This window comes from Pseudolabrys sp. (genome assembly GCF_035943735.1).
GTDB lineage: Bacteria > Pseudomonadota > Alphaproteobacteria > Rhizobiales > Xanthobacteraceae > Pseudolabrys.
Map to the genome: position 1 here is coordinate 169,549 of NZ_DASZBV010000019.1, position 18,494 is coordinate 188,042.

The 18,494-nt window shown below is 65.8% G+C and carries 18 protein-coding genes; 11 read left to right on the forward strand and 7 right to left on the reverse strand.

Translation table 11 applies throughout. From position 1 onward, the window contains the following. Nucleotides 1–39: 39 nt before the first annotated feature. Nucleotides 40–996 (reverse strand): NAD(P)-dependent oxidoreductase, encoded by a 957-nt coding sequence (locus VGV41_RS13700; RefSeq protein WP_326864396.1) that lies wholly within the window; start codon nt 994–996, stop codon nt 40–42. A 241-nt stretch (nt 997–1,237) separates the two neighbouring features. Here VGV41_RS13700 and VGV41_RS13705 point away from each other — a divergent pair, with 241 nt between their 5' ends. The 6 genes from VGV41_RS13705 to VGV41_RS13730 all read left to right on the forward strand — a co-directional run bounded on the left by VGV41_RS13705 (nt 1,238) and on the right by VGV41_RS13730 (nt 7,275). Next, nucleotides 1,238–2,062 carry an ABC transporter permease gene (locus tag VGV41_RS13705; RefSeq protein WP_326864397.1) on the forward strand — a complete coding sequence of 275 codons (825 nt, stop codon included), beginning with the start codon at nt 1,238–1,240 and terminating at the stop codon, nt 2,060–2,062. Further along, a complete protein-coding gene (locus VGV41_RS13710; protein ID WP_326864398.1) occupies nt 2,062–2,847 on the forward strand; it encodes an ABC transporter permease in 786 nt (261 codons plus the stop codon). The genes VGV41_RS13705 and VGV41_RS13710 overlap by 1 nt, the downstream gene beginning before the upstream one ends. Nucleotides 2,848–2,856: 9 nt before the next feature. Continuing rightward, complete coding sequence (locus VGV41_RS13715; RefSeq protein WP_326864399.1) at nt 2,857–3,663, forward strand: ABC transporter ATP-binding protein; 807 nt, start codon at nt 2,857–2,859, stop codon at nt 3,661–3,663. Nucleotides 3,664–3,665: 2 nt separating this feature from the next. Then, nucleotides 3,666–4,649, forward strand: a complete 984-nt coding sequence (locus tag VGV41_RS13720) for an ABC transporter substrate-binding protein (RefSeq protein WP_326864400.1) — start codon at nt 3,666–3,668, stop codon at nt 4,647–4,649. A 153-nt stretch (nt 4,650–4,802) separates the two neighbouring features. Beyond that, nucleotides 4,803–6,044: a hypothetical protein gene (locus VGV41_RS13725; RefSeq protein ID WP_326864401.1), complete on the forward strand. Its 1,242-nt coding sequence runs from the start codon at nt 4,803–4,805 to the stop codon at nt 6,042–6,044. Nucleotides 6,045–6,258: 214 nt separating this feature from the next. Beyond that, nucleotides 6,259–7,275, forward strand: a complete 1,017-nt coding sequence (locus tag VGV41_RS13730) for a GTP-binding protein (RefSeq protein ID WP_326864402.1) — start codon at nt 6,259–6,261, stop codon at nt 7,273–7,275. A gap of 39 nt (nt 7,276–7,314) precedes the next feature. Here the strand turns inward: VGV41_RS13730 and VGV41_RS13735 are convergent, their stop codons facing one another. The 4 genes from VGV41_RS13735 to VGV41_RS13750 form a co-directional block, all read right to left on the reverse strand. Beyond that, entirely contained in the window at nt 7,315–8,142 is an 828-nt protein-coding gene (locus tag VGV41_RS13735; RefSeq protein ID WP_326864403.1) for an ABC transporter permease, read from the reverse strand. Beyond that, a complete protein-coding gene (locus tag VGV41_RS13740) occupies nt 8,142–8,921 on the reverse strand; it encodes an ABC transporter ATP-binding protein (RefSeq protein ID WP_326864404.1) in 780 nt (259 codons plus the stop codon). The genes VGV41_RS13735 and VGV41_RS13740 overlap by 1 nt, the downstream gene beginning before the upstream one ends. Nucleotides 8,922–9,035: 114 nt before the next feature. After that, nucleotides 9,036–10,022: an ABC transporter substrate-binding protein gene (locus tag VGV41_RS13745; RefSeq protein ID WP_326864405.1), complete on the reverse strand. Its 987-nt coding sequence runs from the start codon at nt 10,020–10,022 to the stop codon at nt 9,036–9,038. 99 nt (nt 10,023–10,121) lie between these two features. Beyond that, on the reverse strand, nt 10,122–11,033 hold the full coding sequence (locus VGV41_RS13750) for a methylenetetrahydrofolate reductase (protein WP_326864406.1): 912 nt from the start codon (nt 11,031–11,033) through the stop codon (nt 10,122–10,124). 101 nt (nt 11,034–11,134) lie between these two features. Here VGV41_RS13750 and VGV41_RS13755 point away from each other — a divergent pair, with 101 nt between their 5' ends. From VGV41_RS13755 to VGV41_RS13775, 5 genes are all read left to right on the forward strand, one after another. Beyond that, nucleotides 11,135–11,950 carry a CoA transferase subunit A gene (locus VGV41_RS13755; protein WP_326864407.1) on the forward strand — a complete coding sequence of 272 codons (816 nt, stop codon included), beginning with the start codon at nt 11,135–11,137 and terminating at the stop codon, nt 11,948–11,950. Continuing rightward, nucleotides 11,931–12,689 carry a CoA-transferase gene (locus VGV41_RS13760; protein WP_326864408.1) on the forward strand — a complete coding sequence of 253 codons (759 nt, stop codon included), beginning with the start codon at nt 11,931–11,933 and terminating at the stop codon, nt 12,687–12,689. The genes VGV41_RS13755 and VGV41_RS13760 overlap by 20 nt, the downstream gene beginning before the upstream one ends. Nucleotides 12,690–12,771: 82 nt before the next feature. Next, nucleotides 12,772–13,863, forward strand: coding sequence for a Gfo/Idh/MocA family oxidoreductase (locus VGV41_RS13765; RefSeq protein ID WP_326864409.1), 1,092 nt, complete (start codon nt 12,772–12,774; stop codon nt 13,861–13,863). A 229-nt stretch (nt 13,864–14,092) separates the two neighbouring features. Continuing rightward, complete coding sequence (locus VGV41_RS13770) at nt 14,093–15,208, forward strand: Gfo/Idh/MocA family oxidoreductase (protein ID WP_326864410.1); 1,116 nt, start codon at nt 14,093–14,095, stop codon at nt 15,206–15,208. Nucleotides 15,209–15,295: 87 nt separating this feature from the next. After that, on the forward strand, nt 15,296–16,291 hold the full coding sequence (locus VGV41_RS13775) for a tripartite tricarboxylate transporter substrate binding protein (RefSeq protein WP_326864411.1): 996 nt from the start codon (nt 15,296–15,298) through the stop codon (nt 16,289–16,291). 3 nt (nt 16,292–16,294) lie between these two features. On the opposite strand, the gene VGV41_RS13780 is transcribed toward VGV41_RS13775, so the two are convergent. Then, nucleotides 16,295–17,365, reverse strand: coding sequence for an Ldh family oxidoreductase (locus tag VGV41_RS13780; RefSeq protein ID WP_326864412.1), 1,071 nt, complete (start codon nt 17,363–17,365; stop codon nt 16,295–16,297). Further along, nucleotides 17,362–18,363: an amidohydrolase family protein gene (locus VGV41_RS13785; RefSeq protein ID WP_326864413.1), complete on the reverse strand. Its 1,002-nt coding sequence runs from the start codon at nt 18,361–18,363 to the stop codon at nt 17,362–17,364. Before VGV41_RS13785 ends, VGV41_RS13780 begins: the two co-directional genes overlap by 4 nt. Nucleotides 18,364–18,494: the final 131 nt, after the last annotated feature.

The following is an 18,494-nucleotide window of genomic DNA, read 5'->3' on the forward strand; positions in this document are numbered from 1 at the left end:
GCCCTGCCGAGGCAGGGCGGCGTTCGCGTTCCGAAAAACTCAGAGGCCGGTGCCGACGTTCTTGTTCTCGCTGGCGAGCTTCATCCCGGAGAGCTCGGCCATGGTCTCGGCCATCTTGGCGAAGTCCTGGGCGAGGATCTCCTTGCTGTTCGGCTGCGACAGCGCCTTGCCGATGTGCTGCTGGATCACTTCGCGGGTCGCCGCCGTCACCGGCATCGGCACGTCCCACTCGCGGCCAAGCTCGAGGCCGAGATCGAGGTCCTTGCGCAGCAGTTCCGGCGTGAAGGTCGCGGCCCAGTCGAGATTGACCAAAGCCGGCGTCTTGTAGGCCGTGAACATCGAACCCATGACGCCGTTGTTCATGAAGGCGAGGAAGGCGTGGCGCGGCACGCCCATCTTGTTGGCGAGCAGCGTGATCTCGATCAGGTTCTCGATGACGACGCCGAGCATGACGTTGTGCGCGATCTTGCAGATGCGCGCCAACTCGCCCTCGCCGACGTAGGAGACGCCGCGCGGCGCGAACACCTCGATGACCGGCATCGCCTCCTTCGCCTCGGCTTCCGGACCGGAGACGACCGCGGACAGCTTGCCGGCCTTGATCACCAGGCCGTTGCCGGACACGGGCGCGCAGATGAAGGCAACGCCGTGGTCCTTCAGCCGCGCGCGAATGCGCTCGGAATCCTCGACCGAGATCGACGAGCAATCGACGAAGACCTTGGGCAGCTTACCCTTGGCATTGGTGACGATGCCGTTCTTGCCGAAATAGACCTCTTCGAGATCCTTGCCTTCCGACACGATGGCAAACAGCATGTCGACGCCGGAAAGTTCGGCGAGCGTATCGACGATCTTGCCGCCGTGCTGGGCGAGCGGTTCGGCCTTCGCCTTGGTGCGATTCCAGATCGAGACGTCGTGGTTCGCCTTCAACAGGCGCTCCACCATCTGGTAGCCCATGCGGCCCACGCCGATCCAGCCGATCTTCATTTCCGTCTTCGACATCCCGAAACTCTCCCGTTAAATCCGCCGCCGTCGCAGACGAGGCGGCAGGCGTTTACCCGTTCTGAGGGCATAGCGCCAGAGGCCGGCTGGACCCGTGCGGCGGATTGACCGCGCCTCCTTGTGGCCGGCAGCGGAAGAGCATTATCCTACACGCAAGGCCGGGAACAAGGCTCGCGACCGCAGACGAACGAAACCCGTTCGCTGCCAAGATAAAAAGCTCAGGGAGGAGGCTGCCGGCACCATGCAGGAAGCCGCGACACTTCAGGCTCCGGCACCGGCGTCCCCGCTCGCCGGCGAGCGGCTGCGGGCTTTCGCCCGCAATGCCTTTCCGTTCGTCGTGGTCGGCGCCATTTGGGAAATCGTCGCCCGCTCGGGCATTTTCCCGCGCCAGCTGTTCCCGACGCTGGAAGACATCGCGCGTTCCTTCGTCCGTCTCACCGTCTCGGGCGTGCTGCCGCACCACACGATCGATACGCTGATCCGGCTCTCGTCCGGCTTCGCCCTTGCCGCCGTGATCGGCATGACGATCGGCGTGTCGATGGGACGCTCGCGCCGCATCGAGGACGTCCTGCTGCCGCTGGTGTCGATCCTGGCGCCGATTCCGGGGCTCGCCTACACGCCGCTGTTCCTGCTCTGGTTCGGGCCCGGTCAGTTTTCGGCCATCCTGCTCGTCGCCTTCGTGTCGATGTTCCCGGTCATCTACAACAGCTGGACCGGCGTGAAAGCGGTGAAGGAGATCTGGTTGCGCTCAGCGCAGTCGATGGGCGCCGACAAGCACCGGCTGTTCCGCCACGTCATCCTTCCCGGTGCGATGCCCTACATCCTGACCGGACTGCGGCTCGGCCTCGCGCAGGCCTGGCGCATCCTGATCGCGGTGGAGATGCTGGCGTCGGTAAACTTCGGCCTTGGCTGGCTGATCTTCGGTGCCCGCGAATTCCTCGACACCGCGGCGATGATGTCCGGCGTCGTCGTCATCGCCGTCATCGGGCTCCTGCTCGAGAAATACGTGTTCCAGAAGATCGAGGCTTATACGGTCGTGCGCTGGGGCATGGTGGGGTCGATGTGATGGACGAGCAGCGCAAACGCTCCCTCGTGCGCGGCACGCTGGCCATTGCCGGCGCCGCGGCGCTGTACGAAGGCGTGTCCTATAGCGGGCTGTTCCCGCAGGTGCTGCTGCCGACGATCCAGACGGTCGCCAGCACGCTGTACGGCATGCTGGCGGACGGCAGCATGTTCGAGCATGCCGGCGCCACGTTGTTGCGCGTGCTGGTCGGCTTCACGCTGGCGACGTCGCTGGGCGTGACGCTCGGCATCCTGATGGCGCGTTTCAAACCGGTGGAAAATTTCTTTTTGCCGCTGGTCAGCGCGCTGATGCCCATCCCCTCATTCGCGCTGGTGCCGCTGTTCATGCTGTGGTTCGGGCTCGGCAACACCACGACGGTGCTGGTGGTGTTCTACGGCGCGACCTTCCCGATCCTGTTCAACACCTGGTCCGGCGTGCGCGCGGTCAATCCGCTGTGGTTGCGCGCCGCCGGCGCGATGGGCGCGGACGAAAGCAATCTGTTCTGGAAAGTGATCCTGCCCGGCGCGTCGCCGTTCATCATCACCGGCATGCGGCAGGGCTTCCTGCGCGCCTGGATCGCCGTGGTCGGCGCGGAGATGATCGCGGCGTCGGACTGGGGACTCGGCTGGGTGATATTCGATGCCGAGCAGTTCCTGCAGGCCGACATCATGATCGCCTCGATCGTGGTGATCGGCATCATCGGCTTTGTCTTCGAGCGGCTGGTGTTCGGCTCGATCGAGCGCGCGACCGTCCATCGCTGGGGCATGGTGCGGGCGGCGAAAGGATAACAACGAACAATGCTTCCCATCGAAATCCGCGACGTTTCGCTGATGTACGACACGCCGGGCGGCAAGGTGCCCGGCGTCAAGGACGTCAGCATCAATATCGACGCCTCAGAGTTCGTCTGCATCGTCGGCCCCTCCGGCTGCGGCAAGTCGACCCTGCTCAACATCATCGCCGGCTTTCTGGCGCCGGCCGCCGGCGAGATCCGCATCGGCGGCAAGGCCGTCACGGGGCACGGCATGGATCGCGGCGTCGTCTTCCAGGACTTCGCGCAGCTCTTCCCCTGGCGCACCGCGCTCGGCAACGTGACCTTCGGCCTGGAGATGAAGGGCGTGCCGAAGGACGAGCGCGAGAAGATCGCGCGCGAGCAGTTGCGCCTCGTCAAGCTCGAGAAATTCACCGCTTCGTTCCCGCACCATCTGTCCGGCGGCATGCAGCAACGCGTCGCCATCGCCCGCGCGCTCGCCTACAACCCGGCCGTCCTGCTGATGGACGAGCCCTTCGCGGCGCTCGACGCGCTTACCCGCGACGACATGCAACGGCTCCTGGCCGATGTCTGGCGCGAGACGCGCAAGACCGTGATCTACGTGACGCATAACGTCAGCGAAGCGGTCTATCTCGCCGACCGCGTCATCGTGATGTCGGCACATCCCGGCACGGTAAAGGCCGACATCCGCATTCCGCTCGATCGGCCACGCGATCCGCTGAGCGCCGATTTCCTCGAATGGCAGAAGAACCTGCTGCGTCACCTCGGCCATGACGCCGGCGGCGGCGAGGCGGGGCAGAAAAGCAACGGCAAGGCACACACCCAGGGAGGATGACAATGACGAACAAGGGCATGACGCGCCGGCAGACGCTGGCGGTCGCCGGCGCAGGCGCACTCGCTGCCGGCTTCGGACTGCGTCCGGCGATGGCCGAGACCACGGTCAAGCAGGGCTATCAGACCAATATGTGGGGCATGCCGACCTACTACCTGCTCCACTCCGGTCATCTGGAGAAGCACGGCATCAAGGCGGAGGAATTCGCCGTGCCGTCGGGCAACCTGACCATGCAGCAGCAGGTCGCGCGCCAGGTCGATCTCGGCACCTATGCCGGTCCCTCGCTGCTCATCGGCTACGACAAAGGCGGCCTGATCGCCATCGCCAAGATCGAATACGTCGGCAAGACCGCACGCGTGATGGGCCGCAAGGACCTCAACATGAAGACGGTCGCCGATCTGCGCGGCAAGAAGGTCGCCAACCAGACCGGCTCATCCACCGGCAACATCTTCGTCGACCAGATCGCCACCAAAGCGGGCCTGAAGAAGGGCGACTATCAGGAAGTCCGCATGAACGTGAACGACATGGTCGCGGCCATGGCGGCCAAGACCGTCGACGCGATGGTCAATGTCGAGCCGTACAACGCGATCGCCGAAGCGAACGGGCTGGCCAATTCGCTCGAGGACTTCTACTCGTTCGACAAGCTGCCGGTGTTCATGGCGGCGACCCCGGAATTCGTGCAGAAGAACCCGGACGCCATCGTCGCCTATATCAAGGCCTGGCTCGACGTCGCCAAGGATTTCAAGAACGAGCCGGACAAGGTCGCCGACAAGATCTACTCGTTCTACACGTCCAAGGGCTACAAGATGTCCAAGGAGACCTTCGCGAAGGCGCTGGCGCGGGTGGAGGTCGGCATCGACTGGCCGGACGACCTCGATGCCTACATGAAGCACCACGCCGAGGTGCTGATCGCCGCCAAGAAGATCAAGGCGGTGCCGGACTGGAACAAGCTCTTCCGCAAGGATTTCGTGAAAAAGGCCATGGGCTGATTTGCACGCTGCGAAAGCCGTCACCGACGGCCGTCGCGGCAGCCTTGCGAGACGGGTGGGATGACGGCCGCGCCCGCCTGCGCTACAAATCCCGCGCCGGCGCCTCCCGCGCCGGCGTTCCTTTGATGTCCATCCCCTGACCCGGAGACGCGAATGTCGGCCGCGACCAATCCGCTCAACAAGAGCAGCGAGCCCGTGACCTGGAATTTCAAGCTGCTTGCGCAGAATGACCTCGGCGGCTTCGGCGGCATGGGCGAAGGCATTGCGGTGCAGGTCGCCAAGGACGGCCGCCGCATCGCCTGGATCGCGCACGAGAGCGCGCCGAAGAACTTCACCGGCGTCGACGTCTCCGACCCCCGCAACCCGAAGGTCGTGGTGCAGACGGCGCTGCCGCAGACGCATATGCGCTCGAACTCGCTCGACGTCTCCGGCGACATCATGGCGGTCGCCTACCAGACGCAGAAGGTCGGCCAGCAGCCGGCCGGGCTCGAATTGTTCGACATCTCGGTGCCGGAAAAGCCGCGCTCGATCTCGTTCTTCGACTGCTCGGGAGCGACCTCGCGCGGCGTGCACCAGCTGTGGTTCTGCGACGGCGAGTACGTGCACATGGCCTCCGGCGCGCCGGACTTCAATCCATCCAACCCGCTCGACGACCAGTTCTACCGCTGCATCGACGTGCGCAATCCGTCGAAGCCGGTCGAGGTCGGCCGCTGGTGGATCCCCGGCACTTCGGCGACCGACAACGTCGCGCCGCCGCCGCGCCATCCGCTCGACAAGGGCTATCGCGCGCACAACACCAACGTCTATCCGCAGCGGCCGGACCGGATGTATCTCTGCTACATCGACGGCGGCATGTTCGTGATGGACATCAAGGACAAGGCCAATCCGAAGGTCATCTCGCACTGGACCAACTCGCCGCCCTACACCGGCTTCATGCACACCGCCGTGCCGCTGTTCGACCGCAACCTGATGCTGGTCACCGACGAGTCGACCGAGAACAACGCCAAAGACTGGCCGAAGCTGATCTGGGTGCTCGACGCGCGCGACGAGGAGCATCTGGTGCCGATTTCGACCTGCCCGCTGCCGCCGGTCGACGCCTACAAGGACCGCGGCGGCCGCTTCGGCGCACACAACATCCACGAGAACACGCCGGTGCCGACGGCCTTCCACTCCGACCAGATCGTGTTCGGCACGTTCTTCAACGGCGGCCTGCGCGCCTACGACATCTCCAATGCGTACCAGCCGAAGGAGATCGCGGCCTTCGTGCCGCCGGCGCCGGCCAATTCGCCGGTCGGCGCGGTGCAGCTCAACGACGTCTATGTCGACGAGCGCGAGGTCATCTACGTGGTCGACCGCTTCTCCGGCGGCCTTTACACGCTGGAGATGGATTTCTGAGTTCTCCCTCTCTCCCGCTTGCGGGGAAAGGGGTCGGGGTGAGGGGCGTTTCGAACTGCTCAGACTCGCGGCTAAGCCCCCTCACCCGATTTCCTCGCTACGCTCGGAATCGACCTCTCCCCGCATCTGAACTCGGGTTCACCGGAGTTCGGCTTTGAAATTGGTTGAAGTCGGATATATCCGACTTCAACTGGGGAGAGGTAAAGTAAGGCCCATGACCTCCCTCTTCTCCTCTCCGGCCGCGGGCCCGTTCGGCCGCAGGCAGCGGCGCGAACGCGGCGCGCGCGTTCCGGTGACCGTGCTCACCGGCTTCCTCGGCGCCGGCAAGACCACGCTGCTCAACCGCTTCCTGCAATCGTCGGAAGGCCAGGGCACGGCCGTCGTGGTCAACGAGTTCGGCGCCGCCGGCATCGACGACGCGCTGGTGCGCGCCAGCGCCGACGAGACCGTGCTGCTCGGCAATGGCTGCCTCTGCTGCGTCTCGCGTACCGATCTGCAGGAGACCTTGCGCAAGCTGGTCATCGACCGCGAGCGCGGTGACATCCCCGCCTTCCGCCGCGTCGTCATCGAGACCAGCGGGCTGGCCGATCCGTCGCCGATCCTGCAGACCTTCTCCACCGACCGCGCGCTCGCCGACACATTCCACGTCGAGGTGGTGATGACGGTGGCCGACGCGGTCACCGGCGCCGAAACGCTCGACTGGTCGGCAGAGGCGCGCAAGCAGGCGATCCTCGCCGACCGGCTGGTGATCAGCAAAACCGATGTCGCCGGGCAGGCGGCGGGCGAGGCGCTGATGGCGCGGCTGCGCGCCCTCAACCCGCGCGCAGAGGTCGATGTCGCGGTGAGCGGCGCGATCGATCCGCGGCGCCTCACCGAGCCCGTCACCGCGCGGCGCAACGCCTTCGTCGCCGAGGCCGAGCATTCCGACGGCATCGGCAGCTTCGTGCTCGAATTCGATAAGCCGGTCGCCTGGCCGGTGTTCGCGCGTACGATGGACACGCTGATCGCCCTGCGCGGACCGGACCTCTTGCGCGTCAAGGGGCTGCTCGCCGTCGAAGGCTGCAAGGGGCCGGTCGTGGTGCAGTTCGTGCAGCACCTTGCGCAGCAGCCGACCGAGCTCGAGGCATGGCCCGATGACGATCGCCATGGCCGCGTCGTGTTCATCACGCGCGGCATCGGCAAGCAGCAGGTGAGCGATCTCCTGGCCGCGGTGCAGGGAATCGCGACGTAAGCGCGGCGGCAGCGGGTTTGCCGCTGCCGCGCCTTTCGTCTAGTCGCGGTCGCGGCCGGTGATCTCGGCCTGCCAGGGCGCGACCTTGTGCTCGACCCAGCCGATGAAGCTGTTCAGCCCGATCGCCATCACCATCAGGATGATGATCGGCACGAACATCGTCGCCGTGTCGAAATTGTTGGCCGAGTTGATGATCACCGCGCCGAGGCCGGAGATCGTGGTGAAGAACTCGGCGATCACCATCGCCACCACCGCGCGGCCGACCGCGAGGCGGATGCCGGCCATGATATAGGGCAGTGTTGCCGGCAGCACGATGCGACGTAGAATGACCATATCCGAAGCGACGAAGGATTTGCCGACCTCGATCAGTGTCTTCGGCACGGCGATGACACCGAGCCAGGTGTTGATGCAGATCGGAAAGACCGACATTAGGAACACGACCGACGCCTTCACCGCGAAGCCGAGGCCGAGCCACAGCACCAGCAGCGGCACCAGCGCGACCAGCGGCATGGCGTAACCGGCGGTGACGTAGATGCCGAACGCCGCTTCGGCCCAGCGGAAGCGGCCGATGATGAGCCCCATGGGGACGCCGAAAACGATGGCGAGGAAGTAGCCGAGCAGGAACGGCTGCAGGCTCTGCACCATCGCTGTGCCGAGATCGCCGCTGATCAGCAACTCCCAGAAGGCGACCGCAATCGCGCTCGGATAGGAGCCGAACACCGGGTTCACCTGGCGCCCGAAAATCTCCCACAGCCCGAGCATGACGCAGATCGAGATCAGCGTAATGGCCCAGCGCGGCATCGGACGGCGCGGCGCGGCTTCCGCCGGCGCGGCGGCCTTGTTTTCCGTGTCCACGATGTCGACCATCAGTGCACCGTCTCTTCTTCGTGCAGCGTGCGCCACACCTTGTAGCGAGTCTCGGCGAACTCCGGCATGCCCCGGACCACGCCGAGATCGGGCCGCGGACGTCGGAGCGGCACGGTCATGACCTCGCTGACGCGGCCGCGCTTCATCACCACGATACGATCGGCGATCAGCACCGCTTCATCGAGATCGTGGGTGACGAAGATCACGGTCTTTTTCGTACGGGCATGGATTTCGAGCAACTCGGCCTGCAGCGTCTCGCGCGTCTGCGCGTCGAGCGCGCCGAACGGTTCGTCCATCAGCAGCACCTTGGGATCGATGGCGAGCGCGCGGGCGATGCCCACGCGCTGCTTCATGCCGCCGGAGAGCTGATGCGGCCGCCGGTTCTGCGAGTCCTTGAGGCCGACGAGATCGAGATATTTTTCGGCGGTCGTACGCAGCTCGGCGCCGCGCATGCCCTTCATCTCCAGCCCGAACATGACGTTCTGCAACGCCGACAGCCAGGGCAGCAGCTCGGCGTGCTGGAACACCATGCCGCGGTCATAGCCGCAGCCGCTCACGGCCTTGCCGTCGACGGTGACGCGGCCCGAGGTCGAAGCGTCGAGCCCCATGGCCACGCGCAGCGCCGTCGTCTTGCCGCAGCCGGACGGGCCGATCAGCGCGACGATCTCGCCGTCGTTCACCGTGAAATTGACGCGGTCGAGCGCCTGCACCGTGTGCAGTTCGTTGTCCACGCGCAAGCTGAAGCGCTTGGACACGTCGAAGAAAGTTACCTCACCCATTCAGAACTCCGATCGAAATCGCTGCTCCGGGCTCGCGCGCGGGGCGCGGCCCGGAGAGGAACCAATGTTGTCGCCTGGAAACCGGGTTCCGCCGCTCGGGCGTCCCGGGACGGCTTATGAGTGCCCGGCCAGCTTCAGCGCCTTTTCGCGATACTCCGGCGCGATCACGCTGTCGATGGGCAAGGGCTTCGTGAGCTTGCCCGCCTTCACCATCTGGCCCTGGACCCAGTCCAGCTTGTCCTTCGGCAGCGGCAACGTCGGATCGACCTCGTGATGCGCCACCGCGTCGTCGAAGACGAAGGCGGCGCGCGGGTCGTCCGGCTTCGCGTGCGTGATCTCCTTGGTCAGCGCCACCGTCTCGGCCCTGTGCGTCAGGGCATAATTGAGCGCGTCCATTTCCGTCGCGAGGAATTTGACCGCGTCGTCGCCGCGGGCCTTGAGCTTGCTGGCGGTCGAAGCAATGCAGACGCGCAGGAAGTTCGGCAACGCGTCGCGGCCGGCGAGCAGCAGATGCACGCTTTTCGGCGCGATCGGCTGATATTCGTTCGACACAACGGCGGCCTGCACGACGCCGCCGATCAGCGCCTGATAGCGCTCGCGGTCGCCGCCCACCGCAGCGAATTTCACCGAATTGACCGGCACGCCGTTTGCCTCCAGCGCCGCGCGCGCGAGCAGGTCTGGCATCGTATTCGGCGAGGAAACCGCGATGCTCTTGCCCTGCAGATCCTTAACGCTCTTGATCGACTCGTTGGCATAGATGCCGTGCGGCACGACGATCCAATGGCAGCCGATGATGCGTGCGTCAGCGCCGCGTGCATCCGCCGCGAACACGCCTTGCGGCCCGCCTTCGAAGCTGTCGATTTCACCCGCGATCAGCGCCTTGAGCGCGAGCTGGTCATCCTTGAACTGCGAAATCTGGAGCTTGAGCCCGTGCTTCTTCGCGAAGTCGCGGGTCGACATCATCATGAAGATGCCGGCGTCCGATTTGGCATTGAGGAGGCCGTGGCGCCAGACCTTCTCCTGCGCGTGCGCCGACATCGCGAGCGCGGCGACGGCGACCGCCACAGCGGCGCCGGCGCAGTTGCGAATCCCTTTGTGCATTCTTATCCTCCCCTTACCTTTTCATGGCTGCCTTTTGGCGCCCTTTGACAGCAAACGTAGCATTATTTTCGCCGCCGCACGACAGCGGGGATGGCCCTCCTAGCCGGCCCGCAAACGCGGCATTGTGGCGCGTGCCTCGGCAATCACCTCCGGCACGGCCGCATCGTTGCCCGGCGCCATGATGTGGCAGCCGGCCACCGCCGGGATCGCCGTCAGATCGGCGATGACCTCGAGGCAAATGCGGCGCCCTTCGGCGATCGGGTCGGCGGCCTTGTCCAAGCGGGTGACGAAGGCGTCCGGGATGATTGTGCCGTAGAGCTTCTCCTTCATCCAGCGCGCGGACTGCGCCGAGCGCAAGGGCGCGATGCCGATGAGGAAGGAGAGCTTGCCGCCGAGGCCACAGTCCTCGAGCCGCGCCAGATAACGGCGTACGACTTGCGCGTCCATGCAGAATTGGGTCTGCACGAATTGCGCCCCGGCGTCGATCTTGGCGACGAGGCCCTTGGGCTCCCAGCCCGGCGGCGGGTCGATCGGATTGTCGGCGGCGCCGAGGAAGAACTGCGGCTTACCGCCGACTTTGCGCCCGGTCGGCAGTTCGCCGGCATCGCGCAGGCGGCGCGCGGTGTCGAGCAACTGGCGCGCATCGAGATCGAACACGGCCTTGCTGTCGGGCTGATCGCCGGCGGACGGATCGTCGCCGCGCAGCGCCAGCAGATTGCGCACGCCGAGCGCCGCAGCGGCGAGAAGGTCGCTTTGCAAGGCGATGCGGTTACGGTCGCGGCAGGTGAGCTGGAGGATCGGCTCGATGTCCGCCGCCTGCAGCAAACCCGCTGCGGTGACCGCCGAAAGGTGGGCGCGCGCCCCGGCGCCGTCGGTGACGTTGACGGCATCGGCCAGGTCCTTGAGCGGCAGCGCCTTGGCCAAAAGGTCGCCGCGGTCCGCGGACACGGGCGGCGTCACCTCCGCGGTGAGGACGAAACGGCCCGCGCGCAATTTTTCTTCAAGGGTCATGCGGCGCTCCAAGTCGCAAAATCCAGTGGACCTGGCAAGCGGGGCAATGACAGATTGCCCCACGCGGCCGAGCGGCCGCACCGCAATCCGGGGCGAGAGATATGGCACAGATCACCTCGCTCGACGAGGTATTGGCCTTGATCGGCGACGGCACCCTGCTGGTGGTGCCGCGCGAGGTCGCTGGCGTGCCGATGGCGGCGACGCGAGCGCTGATCCGCCGCGGCGTCCGGCGCCTGCATCTGGTGGCGCTACCGACCTCGAGCCTGCAGGCAGACCTACTGATCGGTGCCGGCTGCGTCGCGACGCTGGAGACGAGCGCGGTCAGCCTCGGCGAATTCGGCCCGGCGCCGCGGTTCACCGCCGCCGTCACCGGCGGCACCATCACCATGAAGGACGCCACCTGTCCGGCGCTGCACGCGGCGTTGCAGGCGGCGGAGAAGGGCGTGCCGTTCATGCCGCTGCGCGGCCTGATCGACTCCGACGTGCTGAAGTATCGCGATGATTGGCAAGTCATCGACAGCCCGTTCGGCAATAACGATCCGATCGTGCTGCTGCCGGCGATCAAACCCGACGTGGCGCTGTTCCATGCGCCGATGGCCGACCGCTTCGGCAATGTGTGGATCGGCCGCCAGCGCGAGCTGACCACGATGGCGCATGCAGCCGAGAAGACCGTCGTCACCGTCGAGCGTATGCACGACGGTGACCTGCTCGCCGACCCGGTCCTCGCCGCCGGCACGCTGCCGGGATTTTACGTCGAGCACATCGCCATCGCCGAACGCGGCGCCTGGCCGCTACCGCTGCCCGACCATTACAAGAGCGACGCCGAGCATCTGGCCTTGTACGCAAAGATGGCCGCGACGCCGGAAGATTTCGCCGAATATCTCGACAGGTATGTGTATGAGCGCCGCGCCGCCTGATCGTCCCGTCCGCGACGAAGAACTGCTCGCCTCGGTGATCGCCGATCTGATCGGCGACGTGCGTCACGTCGCGGTCGGCAATGCCTCGCCGATTCCGGCGACCGCCGCGTTGCTCGCGCGCGAGCGCGGCAAGGGCCGGCCCTACGTCTCACTCCTCGGCAGCGCGGCGCACACCTTCTGGACCGACGGCGGCCGCGAACTGTTCGACTGCGCCGGCCAAGGCCGCATCGACGTCTTCTTCCTGTCCGGCGGTCAGATCGACGGCCACGGCAACATCAACCTTGTCGAGATCGGCGAACACGGTCATCCGAAGGTGCGCTTTCCCGGCTCGTTCGGCTCGGCTTATCTCTATTACGTGGTGCCGAAGGTGATCCTGTTCCGCACCGAACATTCGCGTCGCACTCTGGTCCCTGAGGTCGACTTCGTCAGCGCGCCGGGCTCGAACGCGCCGAACGTGTTCCGCACCGGCGGTCCGATCGCTCTGGTCACCAATCGCTGCCTGTTCTCGTTCGCGAACGGGCGGTTCCGGCTGGAGAGCGTGCATCCGTGCCATACGCTCGACGAGGTGATCGAGAACACCGGCTTCGACTTCGACCGCCCGTCGGAGGTGCCGGAAACGCCTGCACCGACATCCGGGACACTGCGGCTGCTGCGCGAGGTCGTGGCGCCGCAACTGGCCGACGTCTACCCGCAATTCGCCCGTCAGGTATTCGGGTTCGGCGCCGTCGCCCCCGTTTGAGCGGGGGCGCGCAAGAGGCTAGTGTGCGACCCGCACGGCGGGCCCGCCGTGGCGCATCAAAACAAGACAAGGGAAACGTCCGGTGCAAACGGTTGAAGTTGCGGTCATTGGCGTCGGCTGGGTCGGCGGCACGCGCGCCGAAACGCTGGCGCGCACGGCGCTCGTCGACAAGCTCCATCTGTGCGAGATCCGCCCGGACCGCCTCGCCGAGGTGAAGGCGCTGTACAAGCCCGCCACCGCGACCGCGAACTATCAGGACATCATCGACAATCCGAACATCTCGGTCGTCTATATTTCGACCACGCCGGAATCGAACCATTATCCGATCTGCCGCGACTGCCTGAAGAACGGCAAGAACGTGATGCTGGAGAAGCCGATCGCGCTGGAGCTGTGGGAGGCCGACGAGCTCATCCATCTCGCCAAACGCAACAATCTGAAATTCACCATCGGTTATTCGCAGCGCTTCAATCCGAAGATCGCCTACGCCAAGAAGAAGATCACCGACGGCACGCTCGGCACCGTCGTCTCGGTGCTGGTGAGCCGGCACCTGTCGCGCTCGCTCGGCAAGAAGATCGCCAGCCGCGTGCGGCTCTCGCCGGTGGTGATGGAATCGACGCACGACCTCGACTTCGTCATGTGGCTGCTGGAGCCGGCCAAGCCCGTGCGCGTCTACTCGCAGGGCGCCTATGGCTACATGAAACCGGTCAACGGCTCGCACGACATCATGTTCACCACCGTCACCATGGACAACGGCGTCGTGGTGATGATCGGCGGCGGCTGGAATCTGCCGCCGAGCTACCCGAACTACTGCGCCACCTGGATCGAGATCACGGGCACGGACGGCGCGCTGATGCTGGACGACACCCAGCGCGACAACTGGCTGAATACGGTGGAGCGCGGCCAGGAATTCCCGATGTCGACGATGCCGGGCGAATGGGTCGACAATGTCTTCGCCGGCGGCATGGGGCCGGAGACGATCCATTTCCTCGAGGCCTGCATCCGCAACACGCCGGTGATGGTGACGCCGGAATCGGCGCGGCGCGTGATGGAAACCTACAGCGCCGCCGATCTGTCGGCTGACCGCAACGAGCCGGTCGACCTGCCGCTGTCGAACGAGACCATCTCGGCGATCGCCGAGTTCAAGCAGAAGATCCGCGCGGGAGTGAATGATTGAACGACAGCGCCGCGAGTGTGGGCGCCCGTCGCTGCGCCCTCTCCCCGTTGTGGGAGAGGGCATTTAGGACTCTCACGCACTCGATTGGGTGAGGGGGGCGGCATTTCGACAGTCCCAGCCCCCTCACCCATTCTTTGAATTTGCACAGCTGCGGCTGCCCTCTCCCACGGGGGGAGAGGGCGCAGTTACGAATCGCCAAACCCGCGAAAGCGTTCGGGAGAGACAGGACATGAAGAAATCAGCCAAGGGCCTTGGGCTCGCGATCATCGGCGGCGGCCGCGTCGGACTGTTCCGCGGCGAGGTGGCGGCGCGCCATCCGGCGGTCGAATGGATCGGCTTGGCCGAGAAGAACCCGAACCGCGCCGGCGAAGTCGGCCCGAAGATCAGCGCCGATTTCGTCACGCAGAGCCACGTCGAGCTGATCAAGCGGCCGGAGACGACCTGCGCCATCATCGCCACCGACGAGCATCTACACGTCGATCCGATCATGGCCTGCATCGAGCGTGGCATTCCGATGCTGATCGAGAAGCCGCTGGCGACGCGGCTCGACGAATCCGCGCGCGTGCTGAAGCTGATCAAGGACGCCAAGCTCGACGCCGTCGTCGGCTATACCCAGCGCTTCCGCCGCCGCTGGCTGGCGGCGAAGGAGAAATGCCGCACCGGTGCGCTCGGCGACGTGACCTTGGTCACCTCGCGCGCCTTCATGAACCGACTGGTGGCGATCGACAACTACAAGCGCACCGACGACCCCTCGACCATTTCGCCGATGGTGATCTCCGGCACGCACGCGCTCGACATCTGCATGTGGTGCCTCGAAGGCAAAAAGCCGGTCGAGGTCTTCGCGCGCTCAATCGACAAGGTGATGGGCCCGCTTTACCAGGGCATAGACGCCACCGCCGGGATGATCATGTTCGACGACGGCACCGTCTATCATCTGAGCATGTCGTGGGCGATGCCGGTGACGTGGCCGGCGGCGGTCTATTCGCTCGAGGTCGGCATCTCCGGCACCACCGGCGTGCTCACCATCGACGACACGCATCGCGACATCGTGCTCGCGGTGTCGAAGGCGCAATCGGAAGGCTATAACCCGGACGCGACGCGGCTCGTCGACTTCATGGGCAGCTACCCGCCCGGCGACATGGCCCTCGGCGAACTGCGCGGTCCGATGGCGGACGAGACCGTGAGCTGGCTCAACCGCGTCTCGCTCGGCCTGCCGACCGCGGCGGCGACCGTCGAGGAAGCCCATCGCAACCTGATGCTGACCAAGGCGCTCGACTTGTCGGCCAAGCGCAAGCAGTCGGTGAAGCTGCCGCTCGATGCCGACGACATGAAGGCGGTCGCCTGACCGCGACCACCCCCGCTGGCGGCGCGCGCAATGCGTGGCTACTCTTGGCGCCAACAAGAATCAAAACGGTGCCAGGAGGAGGATCCCATGGAGACCGCGGCCGCCCGGCTGCGCGCGTGCATCGCGCTGCTGTTCCTGCTGACAAGCTTTGTAGCGACGCGGCCAGCCGCCGCCGATGATTACCCGAGCCGGCCGATCCACATCATCGTGCCGTTCGCTCCCGGCGGCGCTTCCGATCTCGCCATCCGCCTGCTGCAGCCGGGCCTGGAAAAGGTTCTCGGCCAGCAACTCGTCGTCGAGAACAAGTCCGGCGCCGCCGGCAATATCGGCATGGAAATCGCCGCGCATGCGGCCGCCGACGGCTACACGTTGTTCTTCGGCAATGTCGGCACCATCGCCATCAACCCGCATTTCTATCCCGAGCTGAAGGTGAAGCCGGCGCACGACTTCGCACCGGTCTCCATGGTGTCGGAAACACCGGGCATCTTCATCACGCGGCCGGACTTTCCGTCCAATTCGCTCAAGGAGATGGTGAGCTATGTGAAGGCGCGGCCGGGCAAGGTGAACTACGCCGCGGCCGGCATCAGCACCCTGAATACCTTGGAGATGGAGCAGTTCGAGCACGTCGCCGGACTGAAGATGATCCAGGTACCGTACAAAGGTGGCGCCGGGCCGGCGGTGGTCGATCTGATGGGCGGCCACGTCGACGTGATGTGCGTGACCTACTCGTCGGCTCTGCCGTTCGTAAAGGCCGGCAAGCTGAAGGGGCTGGCGGTGACGACGAAGGAACGGCTGGCCGAGCTGCCGGATGTGCCGACCGTGGTCGAGCTCGGCTATCCCGACAGTGTCAGTTCATCGTGGCAGGGCCTGTTCGCGGTCGCCGGCACGCCGCAGCCGATCGTCGCCAAGCTGCACGACGCGGTCGTGAAGGCGCTCGCCGACCCGACCGTGCGCGCGCACATGGCGACGGCCGGCATGCTGCCGAGCCCGAGCAAGTCACCTGACGAATTCAAGTCCTACATCGCCGCCGAGGCCGCGAAGTGGGCCAAGGTGGTGAAGGAGATCGGCGCCAAGCCGCAATAGCGGCTAGCGCCCGGCGAGCGGCGCGATCGCAAGTTCCGCCGCCAGTGCGTCGAGCTGCTTCATCAGTTCCGGCGGCAGCGCAAGGCCGTTTGCCATGCGGTCATTGCGGCGCTTGGCGCGCGCATCGCCCGGCAGCCGCACGCTCTCGCCGGGCAACGCCTTGGAGTTGCGCAGCGAGCGGACGTGGCGGTCGACCTCGGCCTTGAATTGCTCGAGCTTCTGGAAGCGCGACGGATCGAGCGCCACCACGAACTGGCCGGTATTGGTGACGCGGTCGGGCTCGGCGTTGAAGTCGACGCAGTCGCGGCCGAACAGCGCGCCGTTGAGCGTGCCGGCGAGCAGGCCGAGCATCAGCGCCAGCCCGGCGCCCTTGTAGCCAGCCATCGGCAACAGCAGCGCGTGCGCGCTCTCGTGCGGATCGGTGATCGCCTCGCCGGTCTTCGGATCGATCATCCAGTCGTCGTGCAGCGGCATGTTCTGCAGGCGGTGGTTCTTGATGGTGCCGTAGGACACGATCGAGGTGGCGATGTCGAGCACCACCGGCGGCTCCTCGCCCGCCGGGATGGCGATGGCGAACGGATTGGTGCCGAGCAACGGCTCGGCGCCGCCGGCGAGCGGCATGTGGTTGGCGTTGGCCACGGCCGAATACATGCCGATCATGTCGGACTTCAGCGGCAGCGCGGCGTAGACGCCGGCGGCGCCGGCATGGCCCGACATCACGCAGCCGACCCAGGCGACGCCGCATTCGCGCGCCAGCTCGACCGCCGTCTCCGCCGCGCGCGACACGACGAGGTGGCCCATGCCGTTGTCGCCGTGCACCAGCGCCGTCGCCGGCGCCGAGCGCTCGACCTTGATATCGGGACGCGGATTGGTCGAGCCGAGCTTCAGCCGCTGCACGTATTGCGGCAGCCGGAACACGCCATGCGCGTCGGCGCCGATCAGATCGGCTTCGAGCATCAGTTCCGCGATCCTGGCGGCGTCGGCATCCGGGACACCGGCCTTGCGCATGGCGTCTGCGCAGAAGCCGCGCACGGCGGCGGCCGGAATGCGTTGCGCCTTCACGGGAGCGTTCATTTTGCAATTCCCGCCAGCACTTTCTCGAAATTGCCGTAGAGGATCGCGGCCTTGTCGGCGTCGGAGATCTTCAGGCCGCGCACGTGGCTGACGCAATCGAGCATCGCCATGTCGTAAGGGTAATCGCTGCCGAGCATGACCTTGTCGACGCCGACGAGGCCGATCATCGCCTCCAGCGTCTTATCCGAGTGCAGGATGGTGTCGTAGAGGAAGCGGCCGGCGATGTTCTTGGGCTGCGTCTTGATGTTCTTCTTGGCTTCCTCGCGCACCTTCCAGCCGTGCTCCCAGCGCGGCGCCTGATACGGCGTGAAGCCGCCGCCATGCGCCAGCATGACTTTCAGCTTCGGATAGCGGTCCATGACGCCGCCGAAGAACAGCGAGGCGGCGGCGATGGTGGTGTCGAGCGGATTGCCGATCAGGTTGCCGAGATAATACGACTTCAGCCGGTCGGCGCCGGCGACGTTGTTCGGGTGCACGAACATGAATGCGCCGAGCTTCTCGGCCTCGGCCCACAACGGCTCGAACATCGGATCGTCGAGATTGATGCCCTTGATGTTCGAGGCAAACATCGCGCCCTTGAAACCGTGCTTGGTCATCACGCGCTTGAGCTCGTCGGCGGCGCGGGCCGGCTGCGCTAGCGGCAGCGTGGCGATCGCCATGAAGCGGTCGGGATGCGCGGCGACGTGCTTCGCCATCTGGTCGTTCTGGATCCGGGCCATCGTGGCGCTCAACTCCGGCTCCAGATTGTAGAGATAGGTCTGCGGCGTCGCCGACAGGACGTGCACATCGACGCCGGTCGCGTCCATGTCCTTCAGCCGGCGCGGGATGTCGTAGCCGCCGGTGGGGAGGGCCTTGTAGACGACGCCGTTGACGTCGAGCGTCGAGAGCTCGGCGTCGTCCGGCGTGATCGTCACCTTGGCGCCGGCTTTGGTCAGCAGCGCCGCCGTCTCCAGCGTGAGAATGTGCGTGTGGGTGTCGATCGTCCGCGCCTTGCTCATTTCATCCCCTGAAAGCTGAAACCACCGCGAATGCGGGCCGCGCTTCCAGTGCCGCAGCCGGAGCGCGCGCGCAAGCCCCTGCGCTCCTCCTGCGGTATTGGGCAAAGCCGTGAGAAAACGGGCTTTTTCCT

Coding starts and splice junctions, on each gene's coding strand:
- VGV41_RS13785 (WP_326864413.1), bottom strand. CDS start 18,363: ATGAGCAAGGCGCGGACGATCGACACCCACACGCACATTCTCACGCTG.
- VGV41_RS13760 (WP_326864408.1), top strand. CDS start 11,931: ATGAGCGCCGCGCCGCCTGATCGTCCCGTCCGCGACGAAGAACTGCTC.
- VGV41_RS13735 (WP_326864403.1), bottom strand. CDS start 8,142: ATGGTCGACATCGTGGACACGGAAAACAAGGCCGCCGCGCCGGCGGAA.
- VGV41_RS13770 (WP_326864410.1), top strand. CDS start 14,093: ATGAAGAAATCAGCCAAGGGCCTTGGGCTCGCGATCATCGGCGGCGGC.
- VGV41_RS13715 (WP_326864399.1), top strand. CDS start 2,857: ATGCTTCCCATCGAAATCCGCGACGTTTCGCTGATGTACGACACGCCG.
- VGV41_RS13720 (WP_326864400.1), top strand. CDS start 3,666: ATGACGAACAAGGGCATGACGCGCCGGCAGACGCTGGCGGTCGCCGGC.
- VGV41_RS13705 (WP_326864397.1), top strand. CDS start 1,238: ATGCAGGAAGCCGCGACACTTCAGGCTCCGGCACCGGCGTCCCCGCTC.
- VGV41_RS13730 (WP_326864402.1), top strand. CDS start 6,259: ATGACCTCCCTCTTCTCCTCTCCGGCCGCGGGCCCGTTCGGCCGCAGG.
- VGV41_RS13710 (WP_326864398.1), top strand. CDS start 2,062: ATGGACGAGCAGCGCAAACGCTCCCTCGTGCGCGGCACGCTGGCCATT.
- VGV41_RS13780 (WP_326864412.1), bottom strand. CDS start 17,365: ATGAACGCTCCCGTGAAGGCGCAACGCATTCCGGCCGCCGCCGTGCGC.
- VGV41_RS13750 (WP_326864406.1), bottom strand. CDS start 11,033: ATGACCCTTGAAGAAAAATTGCGCGCGGGCCGTTTCGTCCTCACCGCG.
- VGV41_RS13745 (WP_326864405.1), bottom strand. CDS start 10,022: ATGCACAAAGGGATTCGCAACTGCGCCGGCGCCGCTGTGGCGGTCGCC.
- VGV41_RS13755 (WP_326864407.1), top strand. CDS start 11,135: ATGGCACAGATCACCTCGCTCGACGAGGTATTGGCCTTGATCGGCGAC.
- VGV41_RS13725 (WP_326864401.1), top strand. CDS start 4,803: ATGTCGGCCGCGACCAATCCGCTCAACAAGAGCAGCGAGCCCGTGACC.
- VGV41_RS13775 (WP_326864411.1), top strand. CDS start 15,296: ATGGAGACCGCGGCCGCCCGGCTGCGCGCGTGCATCGCGCTGCTGTTC.
- VGV41_RS13740 (WP_326864404.1), bottom strand. CDS start 8,921: ATGGGTGAGGTAACTTTCTTCGACGTGTCCAAGCGCTTCAGCTTGCGC.
- VGV41_RS13700 (WP_326864396.1), bottom strand. CDS start 996: ATGTCGAAGACGGAAATGAAGATCGGCTGGATCGGCGTGGGCCGCATG.